This is a genomic window from Nocardiopsis sp. NPDC058789, assembly GCF_042745575.1.
Classification (GTDB): domain Bacteria; phylum Actinomycetota; class Actinomycetes; order Streptosporangiales; family Streptosporangiaceae; genus Nocardiopsis; species Nocardiopsis eucommiae.
On sequence record NZ_JBHYOW010000003.1, the window covers coordinates 425,140 to 447,639 of the forward strand.

Here is a 22,500-nt window from a genome sequence, read left to right on the forward strand (position 1 = left end):
ACCAAAGGGACGGTCACCCGACGCGAAGATAGGATGCGAGTCGATTCACCAGCACGAACGCAGGCCACCCCCAGGAGGAACAGAGAAATGCCCACCGTTGATTGGAATCGCCGGACCTGGGGCGGCACGCACTCGTGGGAACGCGACGGCGACGAATGGGCCCACATGGCGTCGTACTGCGGCCAACCCTACGAGGAGTGGAAGGCCGGGCTCGTCGAGGAGCTCCTCGTCCCGGGGGCGGTCCGGGGCACGTCCCTGGAGGTCGGCCCGGGCCACGGCCGCTGGACCGAGCACCTCCTGGAGCGCTCCGACCGGGTCTGGATCGTGGACGTCAACGAGAGCTGCCTGGAGCGGTGCCGTGAGCGGTTCGCCGATCGCCACGGTCTGAACGTCCACCACACCCCCGGGTACTCGATGGAACCGGTCCCGGACGCGTCCGTCGCGTTCGTGTGGTCCTTCGACGTCTTCGTCCACCTGGAGCCGGACGTGATCGTCGGCTACCTCGGGGAGGCCGCGCGCGTGATGGAGCCGGGGGCGACCGCGGTGATCCACCACGCGGGCAAACCGGACTGGTCGCTGCGCCTGGCCCCGGTGAACCGCCGTGCGGGCCGCCCGGGCAGGATCGCCCAACGGTGGCTGAGCCAGCGTCGGTGGCGCGACGACGGCAACCGCTCCGACGTCTCCCCCGAGGCCTTCGCCCGATGGGCCCGGGAGGCTGGGCTGGAGGTCACCGGGCAGCGGACCTCCTGGGGCCCCGACGGGCGGTACACCGTCGACAAGTACCGCGACTGCGTCACCGAGCTCCGCAAGCCCTCCTGACACACGGGGCCCCGGCCACTGTCCTCAGTGGCCGGGGCCTGTCACACCGGCGACGCCGGTCAGGCCGCCGCGTCGGCCGCGCGGCTGGCGACGCGCTCCGCGCGCAGTTCGCGGGCCTCGTCGGGGTCCAGGACCGGGGCGGCGGTGAGCAGCTGCCTCGTGTAGTCGCTCTGCGGGCTCTCGTAGACGGAGTCGCTGTCCCCCATCTCGACGATCTCGCCCTTGCGCATGACCGCGACGCGGTCGCTGACCTGGCGCACGACGGCGAGGTCGTGGGCGACGAAGATGTAGGTGAGGCCGAAGTCGTCCTGGAGCTCGGAGAGCAGGCGCAGCACCTGGTCCTGTGTGGACACGTCCAGCGCCGAGACGGGCTCGTCGCAGATGATGAGCTTGGGCTTGAGGATCAGCGCGCGGGCGATGGCGATGCGCTGGCGCTGACCGCCGGAGAACGCGTGCGGGAACCGGTTGTAGTGGTTGGGTTCGAGCCCGACCCGCTCCAGGAGCTCCTGGACCTGCGAACGGATCTTCCTGCCGTCCCGCTCTCCCTGGACCCTCAGCGCGGTGCCGATGCTCTCACCGATGGTCAGTCGCGGGTTCAACGAGGAGTAGGGGTTCTGGAACACCATCTGCACGTCCCGACGGAGCGGACGCAGCCCCCGCTCGGACATGTGCGTGATGTCCCGGCCCTCGAACTCCACCGTGCCCTCGGTCGGCTCCAGCAACCGCATGACCATCCTGGACAGGGTGCTCTTCCCGGACCCCGACTCCCCCACGATGCCGAGGGTCTCGCCCTTGTACAGGTCGAAGCTGACACCCTTGACCGCCCAGAAGTCGGTCGACTTGCCCCACATGCCGCCACGCACCTTGAAGCGCTGCGCCACGTCCTGGACCCGGAGCAGCGGCTCGTCCTCGGTCGTGGCGGGGGTGAAGGCCTCGAAGTCACCCGGCTTCGTGACGGTGCCCTCGCGCTTCTCCCGCGCGACGCGGTCGGCGCGGTCCTGCGCCCGCCGCTCGGCCCGCGACATCTCCACGCGCGGCACCGCGGCCAGCAGCGCCTGCGTGTAGGGGTGCTCGGGGGCCGACAGCACCCGGCGCACGTCACCGCGCTCCACGGCCTGACCGTGCCGCATGACCACGACCTCGTCCACGGAACCGGCGACCACGGCGAGGTCGTGGGAGACCAGGATCAGCGCCATGTTGAGTTCGCGGCGCAGCTCGTCCAGCAGGTCGAGGATGCGCGCCTGCACGGTGACGTCCAACGCGGTGGTCGGCTCGTCCGCGAGCAGCACCTTCGGGTCGCACATCAGGCCCATGGCGATGACCACGCGCTGGCGCATACCGCCGGAGAACTCGTGCGGGTAGGAGTTGATCCGCTTGGCCGGCTCGGGGATACCGACCCGGTCCAGCGCCTCCACCGCGCGCTGCCGCGCGGCCGCCTTGCCCGCCTTGGGGTGGTGCACCAGGTAGGCCTCGACCAGCTGGTTGCCGATCGTGTACTGCGGGTGCAGCGACTGCATCGGGTCCTGGAAGACCATCGCGATGTCGTTGCCGCGCATCGAACGCAGCTTCCTGTCGCTCGCGGTCACCACGTCCTGCCCGGCCACCTCGATGGCCCCGGTGATCTGGGCGCGGCTGCCCCGGTGCAGGCCCATCAGCGCCAGCGAGGTCACGCTCTTGCCGGAACCCGACTCACCCACGATGCCCAGCGCGCCACCGGCGGGCACCTCGAAGGAGAGACCCTTCACCGCGTGGACGTCGCCGTCCATCGTCGGGAAGGTCACCCGCAGGTCATCCACGCGCACGACTGCGTCAGAGGCAGCCGATGCCGGTCCGGTCGAGGCCATGTCACATTTCCTTCAGTAGAGCTGGTCTGGAGTCAGCGCTCGGCGCGCTGGGGCGTGTGCGGCGCGCCCTACCTGGCGATGCGCACCCGTGGGTCGACGACCGGGTAGAGGAGGTCGACGATCAGGTTGCAGACGACGATGAACACCGCGCCCAGGAGCGTGACGCCCAGGACGACGGGCAGGTCCTTGGCCACGATCGAGGTGATCGCGTAGGCACCCACACCGTTGAGGGAGAACACCGTCTCGGTGAGGATCGCGCCACCCAGGACCATGCCGATGTCCAGACCCAGGATGGTGACGATGGGAGTCAGGGTGGGACGCAGGGCGTGCTTGAAGATCACCTTGCGCTCGCTCAGGCCCTTGGCCCGAGCGGTGCGGATGTAGTCCTCGTTGAGCGTCTCCAGCATGCCCGCGCGCGTCTGCCGCGCGTACTGGGCGGCGTGCAGGAACGCCAGCGTCACCCAGGGGAGGAACATGACCTGGAACCAGGCCACCGGGTTCTCGGTGAACGGCACGTAGCGCGACACCGGGAACAGGCCCCACTCGTGCACCAGGAAGGCCAGGGCGAGCAGACCGGTGAAGTAGATGGGCAGGGAGACGCCGATGAGGGCGACGCCCATGGCCAGACGGTCGAAGACGCTGCCCTTCTTGACAGCGGAGAGCACACCGACGGCCACACCGCCGACGACCCAGATGACCGCGGCACCGAGGCCGAGGGACAGGGTGACGGGGAGGCGGTCCAGGAGCTGCGGCAGCACCGGCGAGTTCGTGGTGAAGGAGTAGCCGAGGCACGGGGCCGCGCACTCGACCGTCTCTCGGCCGAAGGTGAACTCCTGGCCGAACAGCAGCGTGCGGAGGAAGTCGATGAACTGGACCGCGACGGGCTGGTCGAGGCCAAGGCGCTCCACGGTGGCGTCGAGCGCCTCCGGGGTGGGCGCCTTGCCCACGTACATCGCCGCCATGCCGTGCGGGGTGACGCCCGCCCACCTGGGGAGGACGTAGAAGATCCAGAAGGTCACCGCCGTGACGACGGCGAGAAGCAAGAGACCCGCACCAAGGCGGCGGAGAACATAATTCAGCATCGCGGTCGGCGGCGGGGACACCCGAGGGATCGCCTCGGGCTCCCCGCCGCTTTCACCTGCCTTCTCGTACTAGTTCAGGCTGGTAGTTCGGGACCTAGCCCCGGTCGACGCCCAGCGCCATGAAGTCGTACATCATGTACGCGGGGTGGTAGTAGGCGTTGGTCAGCTCGTCCGAGCGGTAGATCAGCGTCTTGTCGAAGACCACCGGCAGGATGGCGGCGTTCTCCATGACGAGGGTGTCGATCTTGGAGTAGAGCTCGGCGCGCTCCTCCGGGTCCTCGGTCTTGAGGGCGTCGTCCCAGAGACCGTTGATCTCGGGGTCGTCGAGCTCGGAGGTGTTGAAGTTACCGGTCTCCATGATCGCGTCGCCGTGCGTGATCTTGGAGGCGAAGCCGTAGCCGCTGGGCCAGTCCGGGCCCCAGCCCGAGACGCTCAGGCCGATGTTGTTCTCACGGACGTAGTCCTGCGAACCGGCGTACTGGCCGAAGAAGTCCCCGGACGGGAACGACTTGATCTCGACGTCGATGCCGACGCGGGACAGCGACTGCTGGAGCGCCTCGGCGGTCTGGACGTCCTTCTCGCGCTCGGTGCGGACCGCGATGTTGGTCTTGAAGCCGTCCGACTCACCGCACTCGTCGAGCTTCTCCTGGGCCTTGTCCAGGTCACCCTTGTGGTCGGTGGACGGGTACAGGTCCGACTCGACGTCGGAGCCCGGGATCGCCGGGGGGAGCAGGCTGGTGGCGCGGTCGCCACCGGTCGCGCCGCCCCAGGCGCGCCACATGCTGTCGCGGTCGGCGGCGTACATGATCGCCTGGCGGCAGGCCACGTCCTCGATGATCGGGAGGTGGATGTTCACGTAGCGCAGGGCGCCGGAGTACGGGTTGTCCAGGTTGCCCTGGGCGGACTCGTCGTCGAGCAGGCGGGCGTTCATCGCCGGGCCCACGCCGGTGCCGGCGAGGTCCACGTCGAGCTCACCGCTGAGCAGGCGCTCGTCGATCTCGTCCTGGGAGACGCCGATCTCGACCTCGATGCGGTCGGGCAGGGCCTGGCGCACGGGGTCCGTGTCGCCGTCCCAGTGCTCGTTGCGCTCCAGGTTGAGCTTGACGCCGGGCTCGTACTGGCCGTCGAACTTGTACGGGCCGGAGGAGACGACCTTCTCCTGGTACAGGGCCTCGCGGTCGGCGTCGATCGGCACCGGGGCGGTCTGCGGCTGGGTCAGCACGTTCGGGAACTCGGCGAACGAGTCCTTGAGGTGGAAGACCAGGGTGTGGTCGTCCGGGGTCTCGATGGAGTCGAAGCCCGCGAGCGGGTCGTCACCGTTGTCGTAGACGTTGTGGTCGTCCTGGTCCAGGTGGGCCTTGAAGTACTGCGGGCCCTCGGTGAACACGCCGCCGTTGAAGTTGGCGCGGGCGATGCCGTACTTGATGTCCTGGGCCGTGATCTCGGAGCCGTCCTCGTACTTGAGGCCCTCCTGGATCTTGACGCTCCACTCGGTGAAGTCGTCGTTCGGCTCCGGCAGGTCCACGGCCATGTCCGGGATCAGGTCGGTGGCCTTGTCGCCCGGCTCGGGGTTGAAGGCGAGGAGCGTACGGGCGTAGTAACGGGAGAAGTTCCAGTTGAACGCGTAGTACGTGTTGCCCGGGTCGGTGGAGTCGAAGTCCGCGGCGAGCGCGTACTTGAGCGTGCCGCCGGCCTTGTCCGAGGCGTTGACGACCTCGGTGGAGCCGAGGTCGAAGCTGTCGGCCGAGTCGGAGCCGCCGCCGGTGGCGGCGCCACCGCAGGCGGACAGGAAGAGGGATGCCGCCGCGCCGAGCGCGACGAACCCGAGGGTGCGCTTCATCAAGGAAGTACCTCTCTGAACCTGGTATGGGGATGGTCGGACCATGGGTTGACTGCTGTCCGGGCGGGGCGGGAGACGGGCCTCCCCGCACGGAGTCGGGTCAGTCCGAGGTCCGGGGATCGAAGGCGTCGCGCAGGCCGTCACCGAAGAGGTTGAACGCCAGGACGGTGATGAAGATGGCCAGACCGGGGAAGATGATGAAGTAGGGCGCCGTCTGGTAGAAGGGCACCGCTTCGGAGAGCATCTTGCCCCAGCTCGGCGTCGGCGGGTTGATGCCGACGCCAAGGAAGCTCAGGGCCGCCTCGAACAGGATGTTCGTGGGGATCAGGAGCGTGGAGTAGACGATGATCGGCGTGACCAGGTTCGGCAGGATCTCCTTGAAGAGGATGTGCCGGTTGCTGGCGCCGAGGCTCTTGGCCGCCTCGACGAACTCGCGCTCGCGCAGGGCGAGTGTCTGTCCGCGGACGATGCGGGCGATGTAGGGCCAGTTGAAGAACCCGATGATGAAGACGATGACGCCGATTCTCAGCCCGTTGCCGCTCAGGCCGAGGACGCCCTCGGGGATGACGCCGACGAGGGCGATCGCGAACAGCATCAGCGGGAAGGCCAGGAAGATGTCCATGGCGCGGCTGATGACGGTGTCGACCCAGCCGCCCATGTACCCGGCGATGATGCCGAGCAGGGTGCCGAGGGCGACGCAGACCAGCGTGGCCAGGAACGCGACCAGCAGGGAGATCTGGGCGCCGTAGAGAATACGGCTGAACAGGTCGCGGCCGGTGGTGGGCTCGACGCCCAGCAGGTGGTCGGAGCTGATCCCGCCCCAACGGTCGATGCCCGCGTCCGGGTTCTCGGGGTCGAGGTAGGGGACGCGGCGGCTCGGGTCGATCAGGTCCTGGTGGAACTGGGTGGGCGGGTGCCCGAACAGCTTGACCAGGAAGGGCGCGAAGATCGCGGCCAGGATGAGCAGGACCACGACCAGGCCGGAGACCATGGCGACCTTGTCGCGGCGCAGTCGTTGCCAGGCGATCTGTCTCAGGGACCGATTGTCCGCGTCGCTGCGACCCGAGGCCGTCGCGCCGGGTTCCGAGTCGACCGGTTCAGCCGCCTCAGGGGCATGCGAGGGCGCGCTCATCAGGCCACCACTCTCCACTCATACGCTTCTGGCCGAGGGGACTGATCCCACACGTGAGCCACTCGGGGGGTGACCCTTCCGGGTCTCACGGTGGGGCCTGCCGGTTCTCGACTCTGGCTGGCGTGGGCGTTGGACCGACGGGGCGAGAGGATGGCCCGTCTCGTCGGTACTGGCACGCGACGCACCCGACCGTTGAGAGGTTGGGCACAGTCACGGACCTTTCCGCCCGGGATGTTACACAGCGACCAATTTACTCGCCCTTTGGGTGCATGTCGTCCAAAGTCTGCCTGTGTAGCCAAAACGTAACAAACACTAACAAACAACCCACATGGCGACTAAAGCCCACAAACCACGCAAAGCACGCATTCATCGGACGACCGGGGCTGAGCTGGTACAAGACCGGGACCGCACCCCCGCCAACGATACGGTCAAAACCATGCGGACCATCCCGATCCAAAGGTTCTATGGCAAGTGCTATGAAACCGTGAGTACTCGCCGCATTCCCCAACGTGAACCACGCCACACGGGGACGCGCTCCGCGCCGCGTCGCCGCCCGTGTCGCCCCCGGACACGGACGAGGGCGGCCCCGCCCGCGCGGGACCGCCCTCGTCATCGGAGAAGGGGTCGGCTACTCGATGCCCCGCTTACGGAGCAGCGCCTCGATGTCGTCGAAGTCGTCGTCGGCGGCGGGCGCCTTGGCCTGCTTCGGGGCGTTGACCTGGCCCGCCGGGGCCGGCGCGGCTCCGGCCGCGGGGGCTCCTCCCCCGCCCTCCGTCCTGGCCCGCGCCCTGTCCTCGGGTCGCGCACCGGGCTTGACCCCGATGCCCTTGGACTTCATGAACCCCGACACCACGTACAGGACCACCATCAGCACGGCGAGGCCGAGGCCGACCCACGACTGGAGTTTGAAGGCCATCGTCAGCAGGATGCCCAGGACGCCGAGGACGAACTGCAACACCACGTCCATCAGCAGCAGGAGGCCCGCGATCACGGGCAACAGCGACCAGGCGACGCCGCGCAGGCCGTAGGCCGCGCCCTTCCTCCGCCACACGAAGTAGGAGATGACGAAACCGACCGCCGTCAGGGCCGCCCCCAGCCCCATACCGACGTTCTCACTCAAAGTCTCAGGCATGCGACCAGTCTCCCATCCCGCGTACGAACCCACATCCGGCCGATCCCCTAGGGCGTGTGGTCCCGTCGGGCACGTCCCCGGAACGTGCGCCCGGCCGGAGGCGCCGGGGGCGTCACCCCGGCCCCACGCTACCCACCCGCGCGCGGGTCACCAAGGGACCGGGCGCGGAGCGCGTGGGACGGCGGGGACGAGGGAGGTCCGGGCTCAGGCTCCGGAGACCAACGACTCCAGCCACTCCAGGTCGATGCCGACCAGACTCTCCCGGAAGACGACGCCCTCGCGGGGCTGGATCTCCACGTGGTTGGGGATCGCGACGGTGACACAGCCGGCGTCGGCGGCGGAGGTCACCCCCACCGCCGAGTCCTCCACCGCGACACAGCGCGCGGGATCCACACCGAGGCGGCGCGCGGCCCTCAGGTACGGGTCGGGGTGGGGCTTGTTGGCGGCCACCTCGTCACCGGCGACCGAGTCCACGAAGCTCTCCAGCCCGATGCCCCCGATCGCCGTCTCGATCAGGGAGCGTTCGGTGGAGGTCACCAGAACGGCCGGGACCCCGGCCCCCGCGAGCATGGTCACCAGTTCCTTGGCGCCGGGGCGCAGTTCGGCCCCGCCCTCCAGCTTGGCGCGGAAGCGGTCGTAGAGCAGGTCCGCGACCTGGCGCGGAGTGAGGTGGTCCGCACCGGTCAGCTCGATGATGTAGCGGCCCACCGGCTCGGCGGCGTTGCCCACGTTGGCCTCGTGGTCGGCCCCGGTCCACTCGCCGCCCAGTTCGGCGACCAGCTCGGCCTCGGCCTCACCCCACAGGTGCTCGCTCTCGATGAGGGTGCCGTCCATGTCCAGCAGGACGGCCTGGAGACGGCGTTCCACCGGGGCGGCGGTCTCGGTCACTTCGGAACTCACTGTGCTCAATTCGCTCATCTCGACTCGTGGCGTGGTGGGTGGCCGGTGGTCCCGACCCCCAAGGGGAGGGCCCCGCCGGTGTCCGTCATCGGCGGGGCCCCACACCTCAGCAGGTCAGACGTTGAAGTACGTCGCCTCCGGGTGGTGGATGACGATCGCGTCGGTGGCCTGTTCGGGAACGAGCTGGAACTCCTCGGACAACGACACCCCCACCCGTTCGGGCTCCAGCAGCCGCACGATCTTGGCGCGGTCCTCCAGGTCCGGACAGGCGCCGTACCCCAGCGAGAAGCGGGCGCCCCGGTACCCGAGCTTGAAGAACGCGTCCAGCTCGGCGGGGTCCTCCCCCGCGAAGCCGAGCTCGGCGCGGACCCGGGTGTGCCAGTACTCGGCCAGTGCCTCGGTGAGCTGTACCGACAGACCGTGCAGCTCCAGGTAGTCGCGGTAGGCGTTCTTCTCGAACAGTTCGGCGGTGGCCCGGCTGATCGCCGAACCCACGGTCACCACCTGGAAGGAGACCACGTCCAACTCACCCGACTCCTTGGGGCGGAAGAAGTCGGACAGGCACAGGTGCCGGTCCCGGCGCTGGCGCGGGAACGTGAAGCGGGTGCGCTCGGTGGTCCCGTCGTCGTCCAGCACGACCAGGTCGTCACCCTCGCTGTAGCAGGGGTAGTGGCCGTGCACGACCGCGGCCTCCAGCAGGCCCTCGGTCTGGATGCGGTCCAGCCACATCCGCATGCGCGGGCGGCCCTCGGTCTCCACCAGCTCCTCGTAGGTCGGACCGTTACCGCCACGGGAGGCCTTGAGTCCCCACTGCCCCATGAACGTGGCGCGCTCGTCGAGGAAGGCGGCGTAGTCTGCCAGCGGGATGCCCTTGCTGATCCGGTCGCCCCAGAACGGCGGGGTGGGCACCCGGTTGGTGGTGGAGACGTCGCTGCGGGCGGGCATCTCCTCGGGCTCGGTGACCTTGAGGGTGGCCCCGCGCCGCACCCTGCGCTGGCGCAGCTCGGGGAGCTTGGCGCCCTCCTCACCGCGCTTGACCGCCATGAAGGTGTCCATCAGGCGCAGGCCCTCGAAGGCGTCCTTGGCGTAGCGCACCTCGCCGCCGAACATCTCGGCCAGGTCCTGCTCCACGTAGGAGCGGGTCAGCGCGGCACCGCCCAGGAGCACGGGGAAGCGCTCGGAGACACCCCGGGAGTTCATCTCCTCCAGGTTCTCCTTCATGATCACCGTGGACTTGACCAGGAGGCCGGACATGCCGATGACGTCGGCGCGCCGCTCCTCGGCCGCCTCCAGGATCGCCGACACCGGCTGCTTGATGCCGAGGTTGACCACCTCGTAGCCGTTGTTGGACAGGATGATGTCCACGAGGTTCTTGCCGATGTCGTGGACGTCGCCCTTGACGGTGGCGAGCACGATGCGGCCCTTGCCGTCGTCGTCGCTCTTCTCCATGTGCGGTTCGAGGTAGGCGACCGCCTTCTTCATGACCTCGGCGGACTTGAGGACGAAGGGCAGCTGCATCTGACCGGAGCCGAAGAGCTCGCCGACGGTCTTCATGCCCTCCAGGAGGGTGTCGTTGACGATGGTCAGGGCGGGGCGCTCGGCCAGGGCCTCGTCGAGGTCGGCCTCGATGCCGGTGAGCTCACCGTCGATGATCCGGCGCTCCAGGCGCTCCCACAGCGGGAGCGCGGCCAGTTCCTCGGCGCGGGAGGCCTTCATCGCCTTTGCGTCGACCCCCTGGAACATGTCGATGAACTCGGACAGGGGGTCGTAGTCGCCCTCGCGCCGGTCGTAGACGAGGTCGAGCGCCACCCTGCGCTGGTCCTCGGGGATCTGGTTGATCGGCACGATCTTGGACGCGTGCACGATGGCCGAGTCCAGGCCCGCCTGGACGGCCTCGTGCAGGAACACGGAGTTGAGCACGATCCGGGCGGCCGGGTTGACGCCGAAGGACAGGTTGGACAGGCCGAGAGTGGTCTGCACCTCGGGGTAGCGGGACTTGAGCTCGCGGATGGCGTCGAGGGTCTCGATGCCGTCCCGCCGGGTCTCCTCCTGCCCCGTGGTGATGGGGAAGGTGAGGCAGTCGATGACGATGTCGCCGGTCGTCAACCCCCAGTCGCCGGTGATCTCGTCGATCAGGCGGCTGGCCACCCGGACCTTCCACTCGGCGGTGCGGGCCTGGCCCTCCTCGTCGATGCACAGGCCGACCACGGCCGCCCCGTGTTCCTTGACCAGGCCCATGATGCGGGTGAACCGGGAGTCGGGCCCGTCGCCGTCCTCGTAGTTGACCGAGTTGACCACGGCGCGGCCGCCCAGCGCCTCCAGCCCGGCCTCCAGGACGGGGGGCTCGGTGGAGTCGAGCATGAGCGGGAGGGTGGAGGCGGTGGCCAGGCGCGAGGCGAGCTCGCGCATGTCGCGCACGCCGTCGCGGCCCACGTAGTCGATGTTGAGGTCGAGCACGTGCGCGCCGTCGCGGATCTGGTCGCGGGCGATCTCCACGCAGGAATCCCAGTCCTCGGCCAGCATCGCCTCGCGGAACTTCTTGGAACCGTTGGCGTTGGTGCGCTCACCGACCGCCAGGTAGCTGGCGTCCTGACGGAAGGGGACGCTCTGGTACAGGGAGGACGCCGCGGCCTCGACCAGGGGCCTGCGCTCCTTCAGGCCCCGGCCCTGGACCCGTTCGACGACCTGGCGCAGGTGCTCGGGGGTGGTGCCGCAGCAGCCGCCGACGAGGCTGAGCCCGAACTCGGAGGTGAAGGTGTCGTGGGCGTCGGCCAGCTCCCCCGGGGAGAGGTTGTAGACCGCGCCGTTGGGCCCGAGCTCGGGCAGGCCCGCGTTGGGCATGACGGAGATGGGAATGGGCGAGTGGTGCGACAGGTAGCGCAGGTGCTCGCTCATCTCGGCGGGGCCGGTGGAGCAGTTGAGGCCGATCACGTCGATGCCCAGCGGGGCCAGGGAGGTGAGCGCGGCACCGATCTCCGAGCCCATGAGCATGGTGCCGTTGGTCTCGATGCTCACCTGGGCGATGATCGGCACGTCCCGGCCCAGGGCCGCGCGGGCGCGCTTGGCGCCGACCACCGCGGCCTTGACCTGGAGCAGGTCCTGGCAGGTCTCGATGAGGATGGCGTCGGAGCCGCCGTCGATGAGCCCGTGCGCGGCGCGCTCGTAGTAGTCGCGCAGGAACGTGTAGGGGGCGTGCCCCAGGGTGGGCAGCCGGGTTCCGGGCCCCACCGAGCCGAGGACGTACCGGGGCTGGTCGGGGGTGGCGTAGGCGTCGGCGGTCTCGCGGGCGATGCGCGCGCCGGCCTCCGCGATCTCGTAGGTGCGGTCCTCGATGCCGTACTCGTAGAGACCGCCGTAGTTGGCGGAGAAGGTGTTGGTCTCCACGCAGTCGGAACCGACCTCGAAGAAGGCGGCGTGGGTGTCCCGCACGATGTCGGGCCGGGTGAGGTTGAGGATGTCGTTGAGGCCCTCGTGGCCCTCGAACTGGTCGAGGTCGAGATCGTGCGCCTGCAACATGGTGCCCATCGCCCCGTCCGCCACGATCACTCGCTGGGACAGTGCTTCACGGAACGTCCGTCGATCTCTCATGTTCAACAACTCTAGTCTCGGGGCACCGCGGGGCCCAGCTCGATCCCGGTGATGCTTGGCACGGGACCTGCGGCGCTGGGTCGACCCGCGGCGCGGGGCGGGGCGGGTTCGGCGTCCGAGGACAGCGGTGTCCTGGTCAGTCGCTGGTCGCGAGGTTACCTCATGGGCGTTTCGCCACGTGAGACAGGCGTCCCAAAGTGACGCGTGGGGGAGGCGTTGTCGGTCCCCCACGACGGTTTCTCGCTCGGCTCGGCACCCCATAGGGTGGTGTGGTCCGTCTTCAGGAAGGGGCCGCCCATGATCCCGCTCGACCGCGAGCTCGTCGAGCCTGTCATGGTGGCGGCGTTCGAGGGATGGAACGACGCCGGTGAGGCCGCGAGCCTCGCCGTGGCGCACCTGTCCGACCAGTGGAACGCCACCGAGCTGTGCGCCCTGGCCCCGGACGACTACTACGACTTCCAGGTCACCCGGCCGAGGATGACGGTGACCGACGGCAGGCTCACCGAGATGGAGTGGCCCACCACCCGTGTGCGGGTGGTCCGCCCCCCGGGTGCGCGCCGCGACGTCGTCCTGGTGAGCGGTCCCGAACCGAACATGCGCTGGCGCTCCTACACGGCTGACCTGCTGGCCATCGCCCGTGAGCTGGGGGTCCGGCGCGCCGTGGTCCTGGGCTCGCTGCTGGCCGACGCGCCGCACACCCGCCCCATCCCGGTGACCGGGATGTGCTCCCCGGTGGAGCTGGGCACCCGGTACGGGCTGGAGGCGGCCACCTACTCCGGACCGACCGGGATCGTGGGGGCCGTGCACGAGGCGTTCAGTGCCGTGGGCGTGGAGACGGTGTCGCTGTGGGCCGCCATCCCGCACTACGTGGCGCAGCCGCCCTGCCCGAAGGCGACCCTGGCCCTCCTGGGCTGGGTCCAGGACTTCGTGGAGACCGAGGTCCCCTTGGGCGACCTGCCGGAGGAGTCCGTGTCCTGGGAGGCCGGGGTGAACGACCTCACCGCCGAGGACGAGGACATCGCCTCCTACGTGCGCGGTCTGGAGGAGGCCAAGGACACGGTGGACCTGCCCGAGGCCACGGGGGACGCCATCGCCCAGGAGTTCGAGCGCTACCTGCGCCGCCGCGACGACGGCTGAGGCCGGGCACCTCCGTCACCCCCCGGGACCGAGGTCCCGGTTTTCTGTTACCTCATCTTTAGGCCGATATCGCTACCTTGCGGATAATGGCTCGCGGATCGGGGGAACTGGGCCAGGTTCCCGAAGCGCGCGGTACGGGGGTACGCGCACTCCGGAACCACGCGGGGCTCCATCCCCCGAGGCCTGGGACAAGTGCCCGTCCCGACCGCGCGGGGTGGGGTCTGGGGCAACTTGTGAGGATCGCATTCGTCATCGCCAACGGCTACGCCATGGGCGGCACGGTGAGGACCGTGCACAACCTGGCTCGGGGGCTGGCCTCACGCCATGAGGTGGAGATCGTCAGTCTGGTCCGCAAGCGGCGCAAACCGTTCTTCACGCCCGACGAGAACGTCGACCTGGTGCCCCTGAGCGACGAGACCGACGAGTCCCGGCTCAGACTTCCCCGACAACGGGTCCTGGACCACTGGTTCAGAAAGGCCGAACAGATCGTGCCGGAGCCCGAGCGGCGCCGGAACAAGAACTACACGCCGGAGTCGGTCACCGGGCTGCGCCGCTACCTGCGCACCACCAAGGCCGACGTGGTGATCGGGACCCGCCCCGGGATCAACCTGCTGCTGGCCGAGTGGGCGCCCCCTCGCGTCCTGACCATCGGCCAGGAACACCTCAACCTGGGCGAGCACAACTCCAAGGTGCGCGCGGCGATCACCAGGACGTACCCGAAGCTCGGCGGTCTGAGCGTGCTCACCGAGTCCGACCGGAGCGCCTACCAGAACCTGCTCCGGTCCCCCGAGGGCTGGCTGACCGCGCTGCCCAACGCGCTGGAGCCGGGCGAGCCGCCCCGCTCCACCCTGGAGGCCCCGATCATCGCTGCGGCCGGGCGGTTCTCCCCGGTCAAGCAGTACCCGCTGCTGGTGGAGGCGTTCTCGCACGTGGTGGCGGAGCACCCCGAATGGCGGCTGCACATCCACGGCGGCGGGGACCGGGACGAGGAGCTGCGCGAGACGGTGCGACGCCTCGGTCTGGAGGACAACGTGGACCTCAAGGGCCGGACCACGGACATGCTGGGTGAGCTGTCGAAGGCCTCACTGCTGGCGGTGAGCTCGCGGGTGGAGGGGTTCGGGATGACCATCATCGAGGCCTTCTCGGTGGGGGTTCCCGTGGTGAGCTTCGACTGCCCGCACGGCCCCAGGGAGATCATCGACCACGAACGCAACGGCCTGCTGGTACCGCCGCAGGACACCGAGGCCCTGGGTGCCGCGCTCAACCGCCTGGTCGCGGACCGGAAGGAGCGCCACCGCATGGGAGCGGAGGCACTGGCCTCGGCCGCCGACTACGGGTTGGCGGACGTCACCACGCAGTGGGAGTCCTTCCTGGAGCGGCGTCTGGCCGAGCGCCCGCGCAGAGGTCCGCTGGCCTCGCTGTTCGGCTGAGCCGGAGGCGCCGCCCCGGCCTCGCGCGACCGGGGCGGCGGGAGTTCACGGACACAGGCGGCGCCACTCGCCGGTGGCGAGGACGGCGGCCCAGGCTCCGGCGACGCGGGCCAGGCCACGGCGGACCTCGTCGACGACGGCGGGGGCCAGTGGGGACTCGGCCTCCTCGGAGGGCTCCAACCGTACGGTGACGCGCAGCCCGTCCAGGACCTTCTGCGCGCGGCCGAGGGCTTCGGGGTCCGGTGCGTTCTCGCGGTCGAGCAGGGCGCGGATACCGTCGCGCAGCGTGATGGCCTCGTCGAGGTCGGCGAGGGTGATGGGGATGGCGCCCTCGGTGACGAGTCGGTGCTCCCTCAGGAACCGGGCCAGGTCGGCGCGGTCGGTGAGTCGGCCGCCGGTCGAGACGAAGTCGGCGATGAGCTCAGCCGCCGCGCTGGGCCGGGTGGGGGTACTGGTCGTGGTCGTGGTCATGGGCGCCATCCCATCACGCCCCACTCCGCGTTGGTGGCGATTCCGCGATGTCATGGCCACAGGTGGTCACCATATTCACCACCGAACCGGACCTTGACGGACAAGTCTCCCATCGACGCCCGGTGCGCCCCGGTGATCAGGGGGTGGCGGCCAGAGCCGCCAGGGCCTCGCGAGCCGTGGGGAGGCCGAGGCTCCGCAGGAGGAGGGCGACGTTCGCGACACGCGTGTCCCAGAGCCGGTCGTTGTCGACCACGGCCCTGAGGTAGGCGCGCTGGAGCTCGGTGGGGGCCGCGACCTCGGGTGCGGGGGCACTCTCCGCGCCCCCCAGGGCCAGGCGGAGCAGCCCCCGCAGGTCGGCCTCGCAGCTGAACGGACCAGCCGTCGCCGCCAGCTCACGGAACACCGGGAGGAGGTCGGCGGCGTCCTCGGATCCCGAACGGCTCACCAGGGCGTCGACCAGCGAGAACCGGACGTGGCCGGGAAAGTACCCGGGACGGTCCCGGAACCAGGCGTCGGCCGCGGCCGGGTCGAGGAGTGCCGCGCGCAGCTCCCCGACCGCCACGGGGTCACCCGCCAGCCCCTCCGAGAGCGCGGCGCAGGCACGTATCGCCTGGTCAGGATGGGCGAGGAAAGAGGTGGTGTCCCCACCGCCCTCCACCAGGGCGAGGACGATCGCCGCCCCCTCGTCGCGGTTCTCGGCGAGGTCCGCCGCGCCCGACAGGTCCACCTCGGGCTCCTCGACCAGTCGGCACAGCGCGCCGGTGGTCGTCACCGCCCGCTGGCGTACCCGGCCGTCCGCGTGCGTGAGCAGCGGCCGCACCGCCCCGAGCAGCGTCGGCGCGGCCCGCCACAGGTCACGCAGGGCCGCGTGGAACACGGTGTCCAGGAGCGGGTCCTCCCAGATCTCCTCCTCACCCTCCGCGTCACCGTCGGCCATCCCGGTCAGGAGGGCGTCGAGCTCGCCCCGGCGCTCCCCCGGATCGGCCAGCCCCTCCAGTTCGGGGAGCGAACGACCGGCGGCCCGTTCCGCGACGGCACGGGCCACGTCGGCCAGGAAGTCGAGCAGGCCCAGACGCAGCGGTTCGACGGCGGAACCCGCGGCCTCCCGGAACGGGTCCCCCACCGGAAGGTCGACCGCCGGCTCCCCCAGCACACCGGCGACGAACAGAGCGACGGGCGGGGTGGCCGGGTACACCGTCCCCTGGTGCAGGATCGCGCTGTTCAGGTAGCCCAGCGCCCGCTCCCGGACCTCCTCCTGCTCGGACAGCAGCCCGGCGAGGAACTCCGGCGCGTCGGTGGCCGGACCATAGGCGTGGAAGGCCCTCGTCCAGTCGGTGGAGTGGAGGATGTCAGCTCTGGTGTCCATGGCGGCATGATGGCAGCGGGCACCGACCGTTGGCGTGGCGTCGCCTCCTCCGCACCGGGCGGCTCACTACACTCGGGCGCTGGAACCCAGCTCAGGAGGCCTCGATGACGTTCGCCCAACCCCCGCGCGACCCACTCGGGCGCGCACTGTACCGCGCTCCGATCTGGATCTACCGGCTGGGTCTGGGACCGCTCCTGGGCGGGCGCTTCGTGCTGCTCACCCACCGGGGGCGCTCCACCGGCGAGGCCCGCCAGGCGGTTCTGGAGGTCCTGGGCCGCAACGACGACACCGGGGCGGTGCTCGTGGCGTCCGGGTACGGGAACCGGTCCCAGTGGTTCCGCAACGTCCGCGCGGAACCCCGCGTGCTGTTCCAGATCGGCAACCGCCGCCTGCGGGGCGTGGCCGAGGCGCTCCCGGCGCGGGAGTCCGGGCAGGTGCTCGCCCACTACGCGCAGGAGCACCCGATGTCGGCGACCGAGCTGATGCGGGGCCTGGGCCACGACGTGGACGGCCTCGACGACTACGAGCGGATCGGGGCCGACCCCGTCAACGGGGTGCCGGTGGTGCGGCTGCGCCCCGAGGCGGAGACCGTTCACTTTCCCGACTTCACCGCCCCCACCGGGCCGGGGGTGCCCCAGCCCAGGTGAGACCGGGCTCCGTGCCCGTCCCTGACGAACCGGACGGGAACGGGCACGGAGGTGTGAGGGTACCGCGCGGGCCCCGGGCCTAGAGCCGGACTCCCAGCAGGGTGTCCACGGTGGTGCGCACCAGGCCGGGGGCGGACGTGTCGGTGCCGCCCTCGCCCAGCGCGGCGGTCGCCCAGGCGTCCACCGCCGCGAGCGCGGACGGGGAGTCCAGGTCCTCAGCGAGCGCGGCGCGCACCGCGGCCAGCACCGGGGCCGCGTCCGGACCCGCGCCCAGGGCCACCGCCGCGCGCCAGCGCTCGGCGCGCTCGGTGGCGGCGGGCAGCTCGGCGTCGGTCCACTCCCACGGCGTGCGGTAGTGGTGGCCGAGCATGGCCAGCCGGATGACGGCCGGGTCCACACCCTCCTGCCGCAGCTTGGACACGAAGACCAGGTTGCCCAGCGACTTGGACATCTTCTCGCCGTTCAGGCCGACCATGCCCACGTGCAGGTGGTTGTGGGCGTTGGGCCGACCGGTGGCACAACGGGTCTCGGCCGCGCCCATCTCGTGGTGCGGGAAGATGAGGTCGCTGCCGCCGCCGTTGATGTCGAACGAGGGGCCGAGCCGGTCCAGGGCGATGGCGCTGCACTCGATGTGCCAGCCGGGACGGCCGCGTCCGAGGGGGCTGTCCCACGCGGGCTCACCGGGACGCTCGGCGCGCCACAGCAGCCAGTCGAGGGGGTCCTTCTTTCCGGTGCGCTCGGGGTCGCCGCCCCGCTGACCGAAGAGGCCGAGCATCTCCTCGCGGCTGAGGTTGCTGATCTCGCCGAACCTCGTGGCGGCCTCGACCGAGAAGTAGAGGTCGCCGTCCACCTCGTACGCCGCGCCGCTCTCACGGATACGGACCGCGAGGTCGCTGATGAGGTCGACGGACTCCACGACGCCCACGTACGACGTGGGCGGGATGATCGACAGCGCGGCCATGTCGTCACGGAAGACGTCGATCTCCCGGTGGGCGAGGTCGCGCCAGTCGACACCGGTGGCCTCGGCCCGCTCCAGCAGGGGATCGTCGATGTCGGTGGTGTTCTGGACGTAGTTGACGTCGTGTCCGGCGTCCCGCCACACCCGGTTGACCAGATCGAAGGTCAGGTAGGTGAAGGCGTGCCCCAGATGGGCGGCGTCGTAGGGGGTGATGCCGCAGGCGTACACACCCGCGGTGGAGCCCGGCGTGGTCGTCCTTATCCGTCCGGTCGCGGTGTCGTGGATACGGAGAGGGCCGCCGGAACCCGGCAGGGGGACGATGTCAGGCGCAGACCATGAACGCATACCGGGAAGCCTATCCGCACGTGCACGCGACAAACGCACAGATAGCGGGTGGGGTCGAAGGTGATGATCCCCCCAGGTGGGAAGGGAATACCGTCACCGCTCCTGCGGTGCGGCGAGGATCCGGACCCGTCCGATCAGAAGGACGCTGAACACGGCTGTCACGGCGCAGATCGCCGCCAGGAGTTCGTTCCCCAGACGCCAGTGCAGGAGGGCGCCACTGAAGGAGACGACGTAGAGCAGCCAGTACGCTCCGGATTCGATGAGGTTGCCGTGTCGGCCCATGGTGGTGCCCCCTGCTGTGTACGCGTGCGTTCCACGCGTGTCCGACGGCGAGTGCGCCGTCTCTCAGAGAGACGCCGCGATCACACAGGGGGTTTACGCATTCCTTAGGTCGTGGCTCACGCCGCGGTGTGCCCTCGACCTCGCTGTCCACCCTAGTCGGACGGGCTCGGGCCGAGGGCGCGCGACGCACCGGCGATCACGGGTGGGCGGCCAGCTGGAGGTCGAGGAGATCCAGGTCGGCGGCGCCAGGGAAGGCCGGGTCGTCCATGACCGCGCGCAGGCGTCGGCGGACCGGCCGGGCCTCGGTCCGCCGGGTGACCGGCTCGGCGGCCAGGCGTCCCCGTGCCGAGACGACCCCGGTCGGCGTGCGCAGGGTCCAGCCGGTGTGGTCGGCGGACGTCAGCAGCCCGACGGTGCCGTCCTCCCGCAGCCTGACCCACTGCCCCACCAGGTCGGCGGGGTCGAACAGGGGCGCGGGGACGGCGTGGGCGCTCAGCATGTGGATTCCTCGGTGGATCGTCGAACTCTTTCCTGGGATAGACGGTCCCCCACGACGCCTATGACGCGCTTTCGGAAAACTTCCGAGAAAGACCCGCTTGTGCATCCGACTTACTGAACGTAAAGTAACTTTTCAATACCAGCCGTCACAGGGTGGCCACTCTGGGTGTACCCTGTGGCGTTTCCCCCCGGAGTAGCCCATGCACCGCGCCCTGTTCATGGCGGTCATCACCGCCGCGGCCCTGCTCTCCCCCGCCACCGCCACAGCCACGACCACCGCCGCCCCGGAGTCCGACATGCGAGCCACACTCGTGTGGTCCGACGAGTTCGACGGTCCCGCCGGAAGCGCCCCCAACCCCGCGAACTGGAACCACGAGACCGGTGCCCACGGCTGGGGCAACAACGAGCTCCAGAACTACACGTCCAGCCGGGCCAACTCGGCCCTGGACGGCAACGGCCACCTCGTCATCACGGCCCGCAGGGAGGCGGACGGCGGCTACACCTCGGCCCGGATGACCACCCAGAACAAGGTGCAGCCCCAGTACGGACGGGTGGAGGCCCGCATCCAGATCCCGCGTGGCCAGGGCATCTGGCCCGCCTTCTGGATGCTGGGCTCGAACTTCCCGAACACGCCGTGGCCGGACTCGGGCGAGATCGACATCATGGAGAACATCGGCCGCGAACCCCACCTGGTGCACGGCAGCCTCCACGGCCCGGGCTACTTCGGCGGCAACCCGCTCACCGGCTCCTACATGCACCCGCAGGCCTGGTCGTTCGCGGACACCTTCCACACGTTCGCCGTCGACTGGAGGCCCGGTTCCATCACGTGGTCGGTGAACGGGATCGCCTACCAGACCTACACGGCCGCGGACACCCGTGGGAACCCGTGGGTGTTCGACCAGCCGTTCTTCATGATCCTCAACGTGGCCGTGGGCGGCGACTGGCCCGGCTACCCGGACGGTACGACCCAGCTGCCGCAGGAGATGCGCGTGGACTACGTCCGCGTCTACTCCCTGGACTAGACCCATGGGGGACACGGCAGAATGAGGGCATGAACCAGTCCGATCACGGCCCCTTCTCCCCCGATGACGCGGAGCGCTTCCGCGCCAACGCCCTCATCGCCCTGACCGCGTTCGCCTCGGTGACACTCCTCGCGGTACTGGCCTTCCTCCTGACGGCCTGACACCCCTCTCACGCGTCGAGGCCCCGCCCCCCTGAGGGCGGGGCCTCACGTCGTGTCAGTCGGACCCACCGCTACGGGAGGTCGATCATCTTCCAGGGTTCGGGGGCGGCGGGGGTGTCGGTGAAGGCGTAGCGGACCGTGTCGCGGTCCAGGGCGACGAGAGTCACGGAGCCGGTGGCCCACACCTGGCCGTCGCCCAGGTCCGCGTGCGCGATCAGGGCCGTGGGGTCGCCCCCGGGGGTGGTGCCCGCCGAGCGCGGCCGCTGGTGGGCCGCCCTGCCGATGAGGCCGGGCCACTCCCCCCAGACCTCCTCCGGGTCGTTCGCCTTCGACAGGTCCGGGTCCGGGCGGGTCCTGGCGAACTCCGGCGTGTGGCGGGCGGCCCGGGGATCGGCGGGATCCAGGCCCGTGTTGACCAGCGTGGTCACGCCCCGGGGCAGGGAGCGGATGTCCAGGCATCGCCCGTCCCAGCTGTACAGGGTCGCCCTGTGCGCGTCGGCGTCCAGCAGGTGGAAGGGGGCGTAGAGGGTGGGGTCCTCGCCCGCGAGGGGGTCACGGTTCTGCGTGGCCAGCGCCCTGAGGGGCAGGTCGCCCCGGCTGGCGGGGTAGGTGCCCTCCCACGGCATGGTGCCGTCCCACGGCCACCCGTTGAGCAGCGCGGCCATCCGTCGCCTGTGGGGGTCCACGGCCAGCCACGTCCCTCCGGCGAGCTGGTCGCGTCCGCCGACCAGGTGCGGCCGCTCGGGCCAGTGCGGCGCGGGCCACGCCCAGGGGCGTGACCTCATCTCGTCCCTCAGCGCGGCGACGACCAGCGGTGTCCTGGCGTCCGGATCGAAACCGACGATCACCGTGCACATCTCGTTGTCTCCCACGCGTTCGGATCCCTTGCCATGGACTCTACGACGCGAACCCCCCGAACACGATCCCTGGTCAGGGTGGTGCTGGCCCCAGGGTGAAGAGTCACCCGCACCCCACGGCGCCGACGGACGTGCGCGTCTACTCTGGGGGCTCCCTAGTCTTGTGTGCGTCGACGCCGGGGCCCGGCTGAGCGGGGGTTTCACCGCTCCCGTCCCCTTCGCCCTCCCGATCAGGAGTCCTTCGTGTCCGAAGAAACCGACCGGTCCCCGCGGGGCCCGATCCCGACCGAGCCCGTGTCGGCCCGGTCCGTGCTCCTGGGGCCGCCCCCGGAGCGGGGTCTGTCGAGTCAGGAGGTCGCGGAACGTGTCGCGGGCGGGCGGACCAACGACGTCCCCGTCCGGGCGAGCCGCAGCGTCGGGCAGATCATCCGGGGGAACGTCTTCACCCGTATCAACGCGATGATCGCGGTGCTCTTCTCGATCATCGCGGTCATCGGGCCGGTCCAGGACGGGTTGTTCGCGATGGTCATCGTGATCAACACACTGATCGGCATCGTCCAGGAACTGCGGGCCAAGCGCACCCTGGACCAGCTCGCGATCGTCAACGCCGCGCGTCCCCGGGTGGTACGCGACGGCGCCACGATCCGGGTCGCGACCCAGGAGATCGTCCTGGACGAGGTCCTGGAGGTCGGGGTCGGGGACCAGGTCGTGGTGGACGGCGTCGTGACCTGGGCCGGGGGGCTGGAGGTCGACGAGTCGCTGCTCACGGGTGAGGCCGACCCGGTGCTCAAGCAGGCCGGTGACACCGTGATGTCGGGCAGCTTCGTGGTGGCCGGGGCCGGGCGCTTCCGGGCGACCAAGGTGGGACGGCACGCGTACGCGGCGCGGGGGGGCGGGGGGGGCCCCCCCGTGTAACCGGGGGGGGGGGGGGGGTGGGGTGGTCTTATAAAAAAAAGAAACCGCCGGCGCCAAGTAGAGTGTATATAAAT

Annotated in this window: 19 protein-coding genes and 1 pseudogene; 7 read left to right on the forward strand and 13 right to left on the reverse strand. The window is 70.1% G+C overall.

Translation table 11 applies throughout. The features are described 5' to 3' along the window. The first annotated feature begins 87 nt into the window (after nucleotides 1-87). The gene (locus tag ACFW3L_RS06045; protein ID WP_378736892.1) at nucleotides 88-819 is read left to right on the forward strand and encodes a class I SAM-dependent methyltransferase; all 732 of its coding nucleotides are present in this window, start codon (nucleotides 88-90) and stop codon (nucleotides 817-819) included. Nucleotides 820-878: 59 nt separating this feature from the next. On the opposite strand, the gene ACFW3L_RS06050 is transcribed toward ACFW3L_RS06045, so the two are convergent. The 7 genes from ACFW3L_RS06050 to metH form a co-directional block, all read right to left on the reverse strand. Then, entirely contained in the window at nucleotides 879-2,663 is a 1,785-nt protein-coding gene (locus ACFW3L_RS06050; RefSeq protein ID WP_378736894.1) for an ABC transporter ATP-binding protein, read from the reverse strand. 68 nt (nucleotides 2,664-2,731) lie between these two features. Then, nucleotides 2,732-3,745 (reverse strand): ABC transporter permease, encoded by a 1,014-nt coding sequence (locus ACFW3L_RS06055; RefSeq protein ID WP_378736896.1) that lies wholly within the window; start codon nucleotides 3,743-3,745, stop codon nucleotides 2,732-2,734. A 94-nt stretch (nucleotides 3,746-3,839) separates the two neighbouring features. Beyond that, complete coding sequence (locus tag ACFW3L_RS06060; RefSeq protein ID WP_378736898.1) at nucleotides 3,840-5,588, reverse strand: ABC transporter substrate-binding protein; 1,749 nt, start codon at nucleotides 5,586-5,588, stop codon at nucleotides 3,840-3,842. 97 nt (nucleotides 5,589-5,685) lie between these two features. Then, complete coding sequence (locus ACFW3L_RS06065; protein WP_378736900.1) at nucleotides 5,686-6,717, reverse strand: ABC transporter permease; 1,032 nt, start codon at nucleotides 6,715-6,717, stop codon at nucleotides 5,686-5,688. 628 nt (nucleotides 6,718-7,345) lie between these two features. Beyond that, the gene (locus ACFW3L_RS06070; RefSeq protein ID WP_378736960.1) at nucleotides 7,346-7,819 is read right to left on the reverse strand and encodes a cellulose synthase; all 474 of its coding nucleotides are present in this window, start codon (nucleotides 7,817-7,819) and stop codon (nucleotides 7,346-7,348) included. 234 nt (nucleotides 7,820-8,053) lie between these two features. Then, nucleotides 8,054-8,767 carry an HAD family hydrolase gene (locus tag ACFW3L_RS06075; protein ID WP_378736902.1) on the reverse strand — a complete coding sequence of 238 codons (714 nt, stop codon included), beginning with the start codon at nucleotides 8,765-8,767 and terminating at the stop codon, nucleotides 8,054-8,056. Between the two features lie 96 nt (nucleotides 8,768-8,863). Continuing rightward, nucleotides 8,864-12,337: a methionine synthase gene (gene metH / locus ACFW3L_RS06080; RefSeq protein ID WP_378736904.1), complete on the reverse strand. Its 3,474-nt coding sequence runs from the start codon at nucleotides 12,335-12,337 to the stop codon at nucleotides 8,864-8,866. A 297-nt stretch (nucleotides 12,338-12,634) separates the two neighbouring features. On the opposite strand from metH, the gene ACFW3L_RS06085 reads away from it, so the two are divergent. Together ACFW3L_RS06085 and ACFW3L_RS06090 are read left to right on the forward strand one after the other, a co-directional pair. Next, the gene (locus ACFW3L_RS06085; protein WP_378736906.1) at nucleotides 12,635-13,474 is read left to right on the forward strand and encodes a PAC2 family protein; all 840 of its coding nucleotides are present in this window, start codon (nucleotides 12,635-12,637) and stop codon (nucleotides 13,472-13,474) included. A gap of 233 nt (nucleotides 13,475-13,707) precedes the next feature. Next, nucleotides 13,708-14,904, forward strand: a complete 1,197-nt coding sequence (locus tag ACFW3L_RS06090) for a glycosyltransferase family 4 protein (RefSeq protein WP_378736908.1) — start codon at nucleotides 13,708-13,710, stop codon at nucleotides 14,902-14,904. Nucleotides 14,905-14,949: 45 nt separating this feature from the next. Here ACFW3L_RS06090 and ACFW3L_RS06095 read toward each other — a convergent pair whose 3' ends face one another. Next, the gene (locus ACFW3L_RS06095; RefSeq protein WP_378736910.1) at nucleotides 14,950-15,375 is read right to left on the reverse strand and encodes an ABATE domain-containing protein; all 426 of its coding nucleotides are present in this window, start codon (nucleotides 15,373-15,375) and stop codon (nucleotides 14,950-14,952) included. A 136-nt stretch (nucleotides 15,376-15,511) separates the two neighbouring features. Beyond that, nucleotides 15,512-16,741, reverse strand: a complete 1,230-nt coding sequence (locus tag ACFW3L_RS06100) for a hypothetical protein (protein WP_378736912.1) — start codon at nucleotides 16,739-16,741, stop codon at nucleotides 15,512-15,514. 104 nt (nucleotides 16,742-16,845) lie between these two features. Here ACFW3L_RS06100 and ACFW3L_RS06105 point away from each other — a divergent pair, with 104 nt between their 5' ends. Continuing rightward, nucleotides 16,846-17,388, forward strand: coding sequence for a nitroreductase family deazaflavin-dependent oxidoreductase (locus ACFW3L_RS06105; RefSeq protein ID WP_378736914.1), 543 nt, complete (start codon nucleotides 16,846-16,848; stop codon nucleotides 17,386-17,388). Between the two features lie 79 nt (nucleotides 17,389-17,467). On the opposite strand, the gene mshC is transcribed toward ACFW3L_RS06105, so the two are convergent. From mshC to ACFW3L_RS06120, 3 genes are all read right to left on the reverse strand, one after another. Continuing rightward, nucleotides 17,468-18,691 (reverse strand): cysteine--1-D-myo-inosityl 2-amino-2-deoxy-alpha-D-glucopyranoside ligase, encoded by a 1,224-nt coding sequence (gene mshC, locus ACFW3L_RS06110; protein ID WP_378736916.1) that lies wholly within the window; start codon nucleotides 18,689-18,691, stop codon nucleotides 17,468-17,470. Between the two features lie 93 nt (nucleotides 18,692-18,784). Further along, nucleotides 18,785-18,973 carry a hypothetical protein gene (locus tag ACFW3L_RS06115; RefSeq protein ID WP_352387765.1) on the reverse strand — a complete coding sequence of 63 codons (189 nt, stop codon included), beginning with the start codon at nucleotides 18,971-18,973 and terminating at the stop codon, nucleotides 18,785-18,787. A 196-nt stretch (nucleotides 18,974-19,169) separates the two neighbouring features. Then, nucleotides 19,170-19,472, reverse strand: a complete 303-nt coding sequence (locus tag ACFW3L_RS06120; RefSeq protein ID WP_352387763.1) for a hypothetical protein — start codon at nucleotides 19,470-19,472, stop codon at nucleotides 19,170-19,172. 199 nt (nucleotides 19,473-19,671) lie between these two features. Between ACFW3L_RS06120 and ACFW3L_RS06125 the strand changes: the two genes are divergently transcribed. Then, entirely contained in the window at nucleotides 19,672-20,493 is an 822-nt protein-coding gene (locus ACFW3L_RS06125; protein ID WP_378736918.1) for a family 16 glycosylhydrolase, read from the forward strand. Between the two features lie 29 nt (nucleotides 20,494-20,522). Continuing rightward, on the forward strand, nucleotides 20,523-20,654 hold the full coding sequence (locus tag ACFW3L_RS06130; protein ID WP_378736920.1) for a hypothetical protein: 132 nt from the start codon (nucleotides 20,523-20,525) through the stop codon (nucleotides 20,652-20,654). A gap of 71 nt (nucleotides 20,655-20,725) precedes the next feature. Here the strand turns inward: ACFW3L_RS06130 and ACFW3L_RS06135 are convergent, their stop codons facing one another. Further along, nucleotides 20,726-21,511: an NRDE family protein gene (locus ACFW3L_RS06135; RefSeq protein WP_378736962.1), complete on the reverse strand. Its 786-nt coding sequence runs from the start codon at nucleotides 21,509-21,511 to the stop codon at nucleotides 20,726-20,728. Nucleotides 21,512-21,790: 279 nt separating this feature from the next. Here ACFW3L_RS06135 and ACFW3L_RS06140 point away from each other — a divergent pair. After that, nucleotides 21,791-22,399 (forward strand): annotated as a pseudogene (locus ACFW3L_RS06140) (cation-translocating P-type ATPase); the annotation flags it as partial. Between the last annotated feature and the right edge of the window lie 101 nt (nucleotides 22,400-22,500).

Bases quoted from the DNA above. Each gene is read 5' to 3' on its own strand.
- ACFW3L_RS06045 (WP_378736892.1), top strand. From the start codon at position 88: ATGCCCACCGTTGATTGGAATCGCCGGACCTGGGGCGGCACGCACTCG.
- ACFW3L_RS06050 (WP_378736894.1), bottom strand. From the start codon at position 2,663: ATGGCCTCGACCGGACCGGCATCGGCTGCCTCTGACGCAGTCGTGCGC.
- ACFW3L_RS06055 (WP_378736896.1), bottom strand. From the start codon at position 3,745: ATGCTGAATTATGTTCTCCGCCGCCTTGGTGCGGGTCTCTTGCTTCTC.
- ACFW3L_RS06065 (WP_378736900.1), bottom strand. From the start codon at position 6,717: ATGAGCGCGCCCTCGCATGCCCCTGAGGCGGCTGAACCGGTCGACTCG.
- ACFW3L_RS06070 (WP_378736960.1), bottom strand. From the start codon at position 7,819: ATGGGGCTGGGGGCGGCCCTGACGGCGGTCGGTTTCGTCATCTCCTAC.
- ACFW3L_RS06075 (WP_378736902.1), bottom strand. From the start codon at position 8,767: ATGAGCGAATTGAGCACAGTGAGTTCCGAAGTGACCGAGACCGCCGCC.
- metH (WP_378736904.1), bottom strand. From the start codon at position 12,337: ATGAGAGATCGACGGACGTTCCGTGAAGCACTGTCCCAGCGAGTGATC.
- ACFW3L_RS06085 (WP_378736906.1), top strand. From the start codon at position 12,635: ATGATCCCGCTCGACCGCGAGCTCGTCGAGCCTGTCATGGTGGCGGCG.
- ACFW3L_RS06095 (WP_378736910.1), bottom strand. From the start codon at position 15,375: ATGACCACGACCACGACCAGTACCCCCACCCGGCCCAGCGCGGCGGCT.
- ACFW3L_RS06100 (WP_378736912.1), bottom strand. From the start codon at position 16,741: ATGGACACCAGAGCTGACATCCTCCACTCCACCGACTGGACGAGGGCC.
- ACFW3L_RS06105 (WP_378736914.1), top strand. From the start codon at position 16,846: ATGACGTTCGCCCAACCCCCGCGCGACCCACTCGGGCGCGCACTGTAC.
- mshC (WP_378736916.1), bottom strand. From the start codon at position 18,691: ATGCGTTCATGGTCTGCGCCTGACATCGTCCCCCTGCCGGGTTCCGGC.
- ACFW3L_RS06115 (WP_352387765.1), bottom strand. From the start codon at position 18,973: ATGGGCCGACACGGCAACCTCATCGAATCCGGAGCGTACTGGCTGCTC.
- ACFW3L_RS06120 (WP_352387763.1), bottom strand. From the start codon at position 19,472: ATGCTGAGCGCCCACGCCGTCCCCGCGCCCCTGTTCGACCCCGCCGAC.
- ACFW3L_RS06125 (WP_378736918.1), top strand. From the start codon at position 19,672: ATGCACCGCGCCCTGTTCATGGCGGTCATCACCGCCGCGGCCCTGCTC.
- ACFW3L_RS06130 (WP_378736920.1), top strand. From the start codon at position 20,523: ATGAACCAGTCCGATCACGGCCCCTTCTCCCCCGATGACGCGGAGCGC.
- ACFW3L_RS06135 (WP_378736962.1), bottom strand. From the start codon at position 21,511: ATGTGCACGGTGATCGTCGGTTTCGATCCGGACGCCAGGACACCGCTG.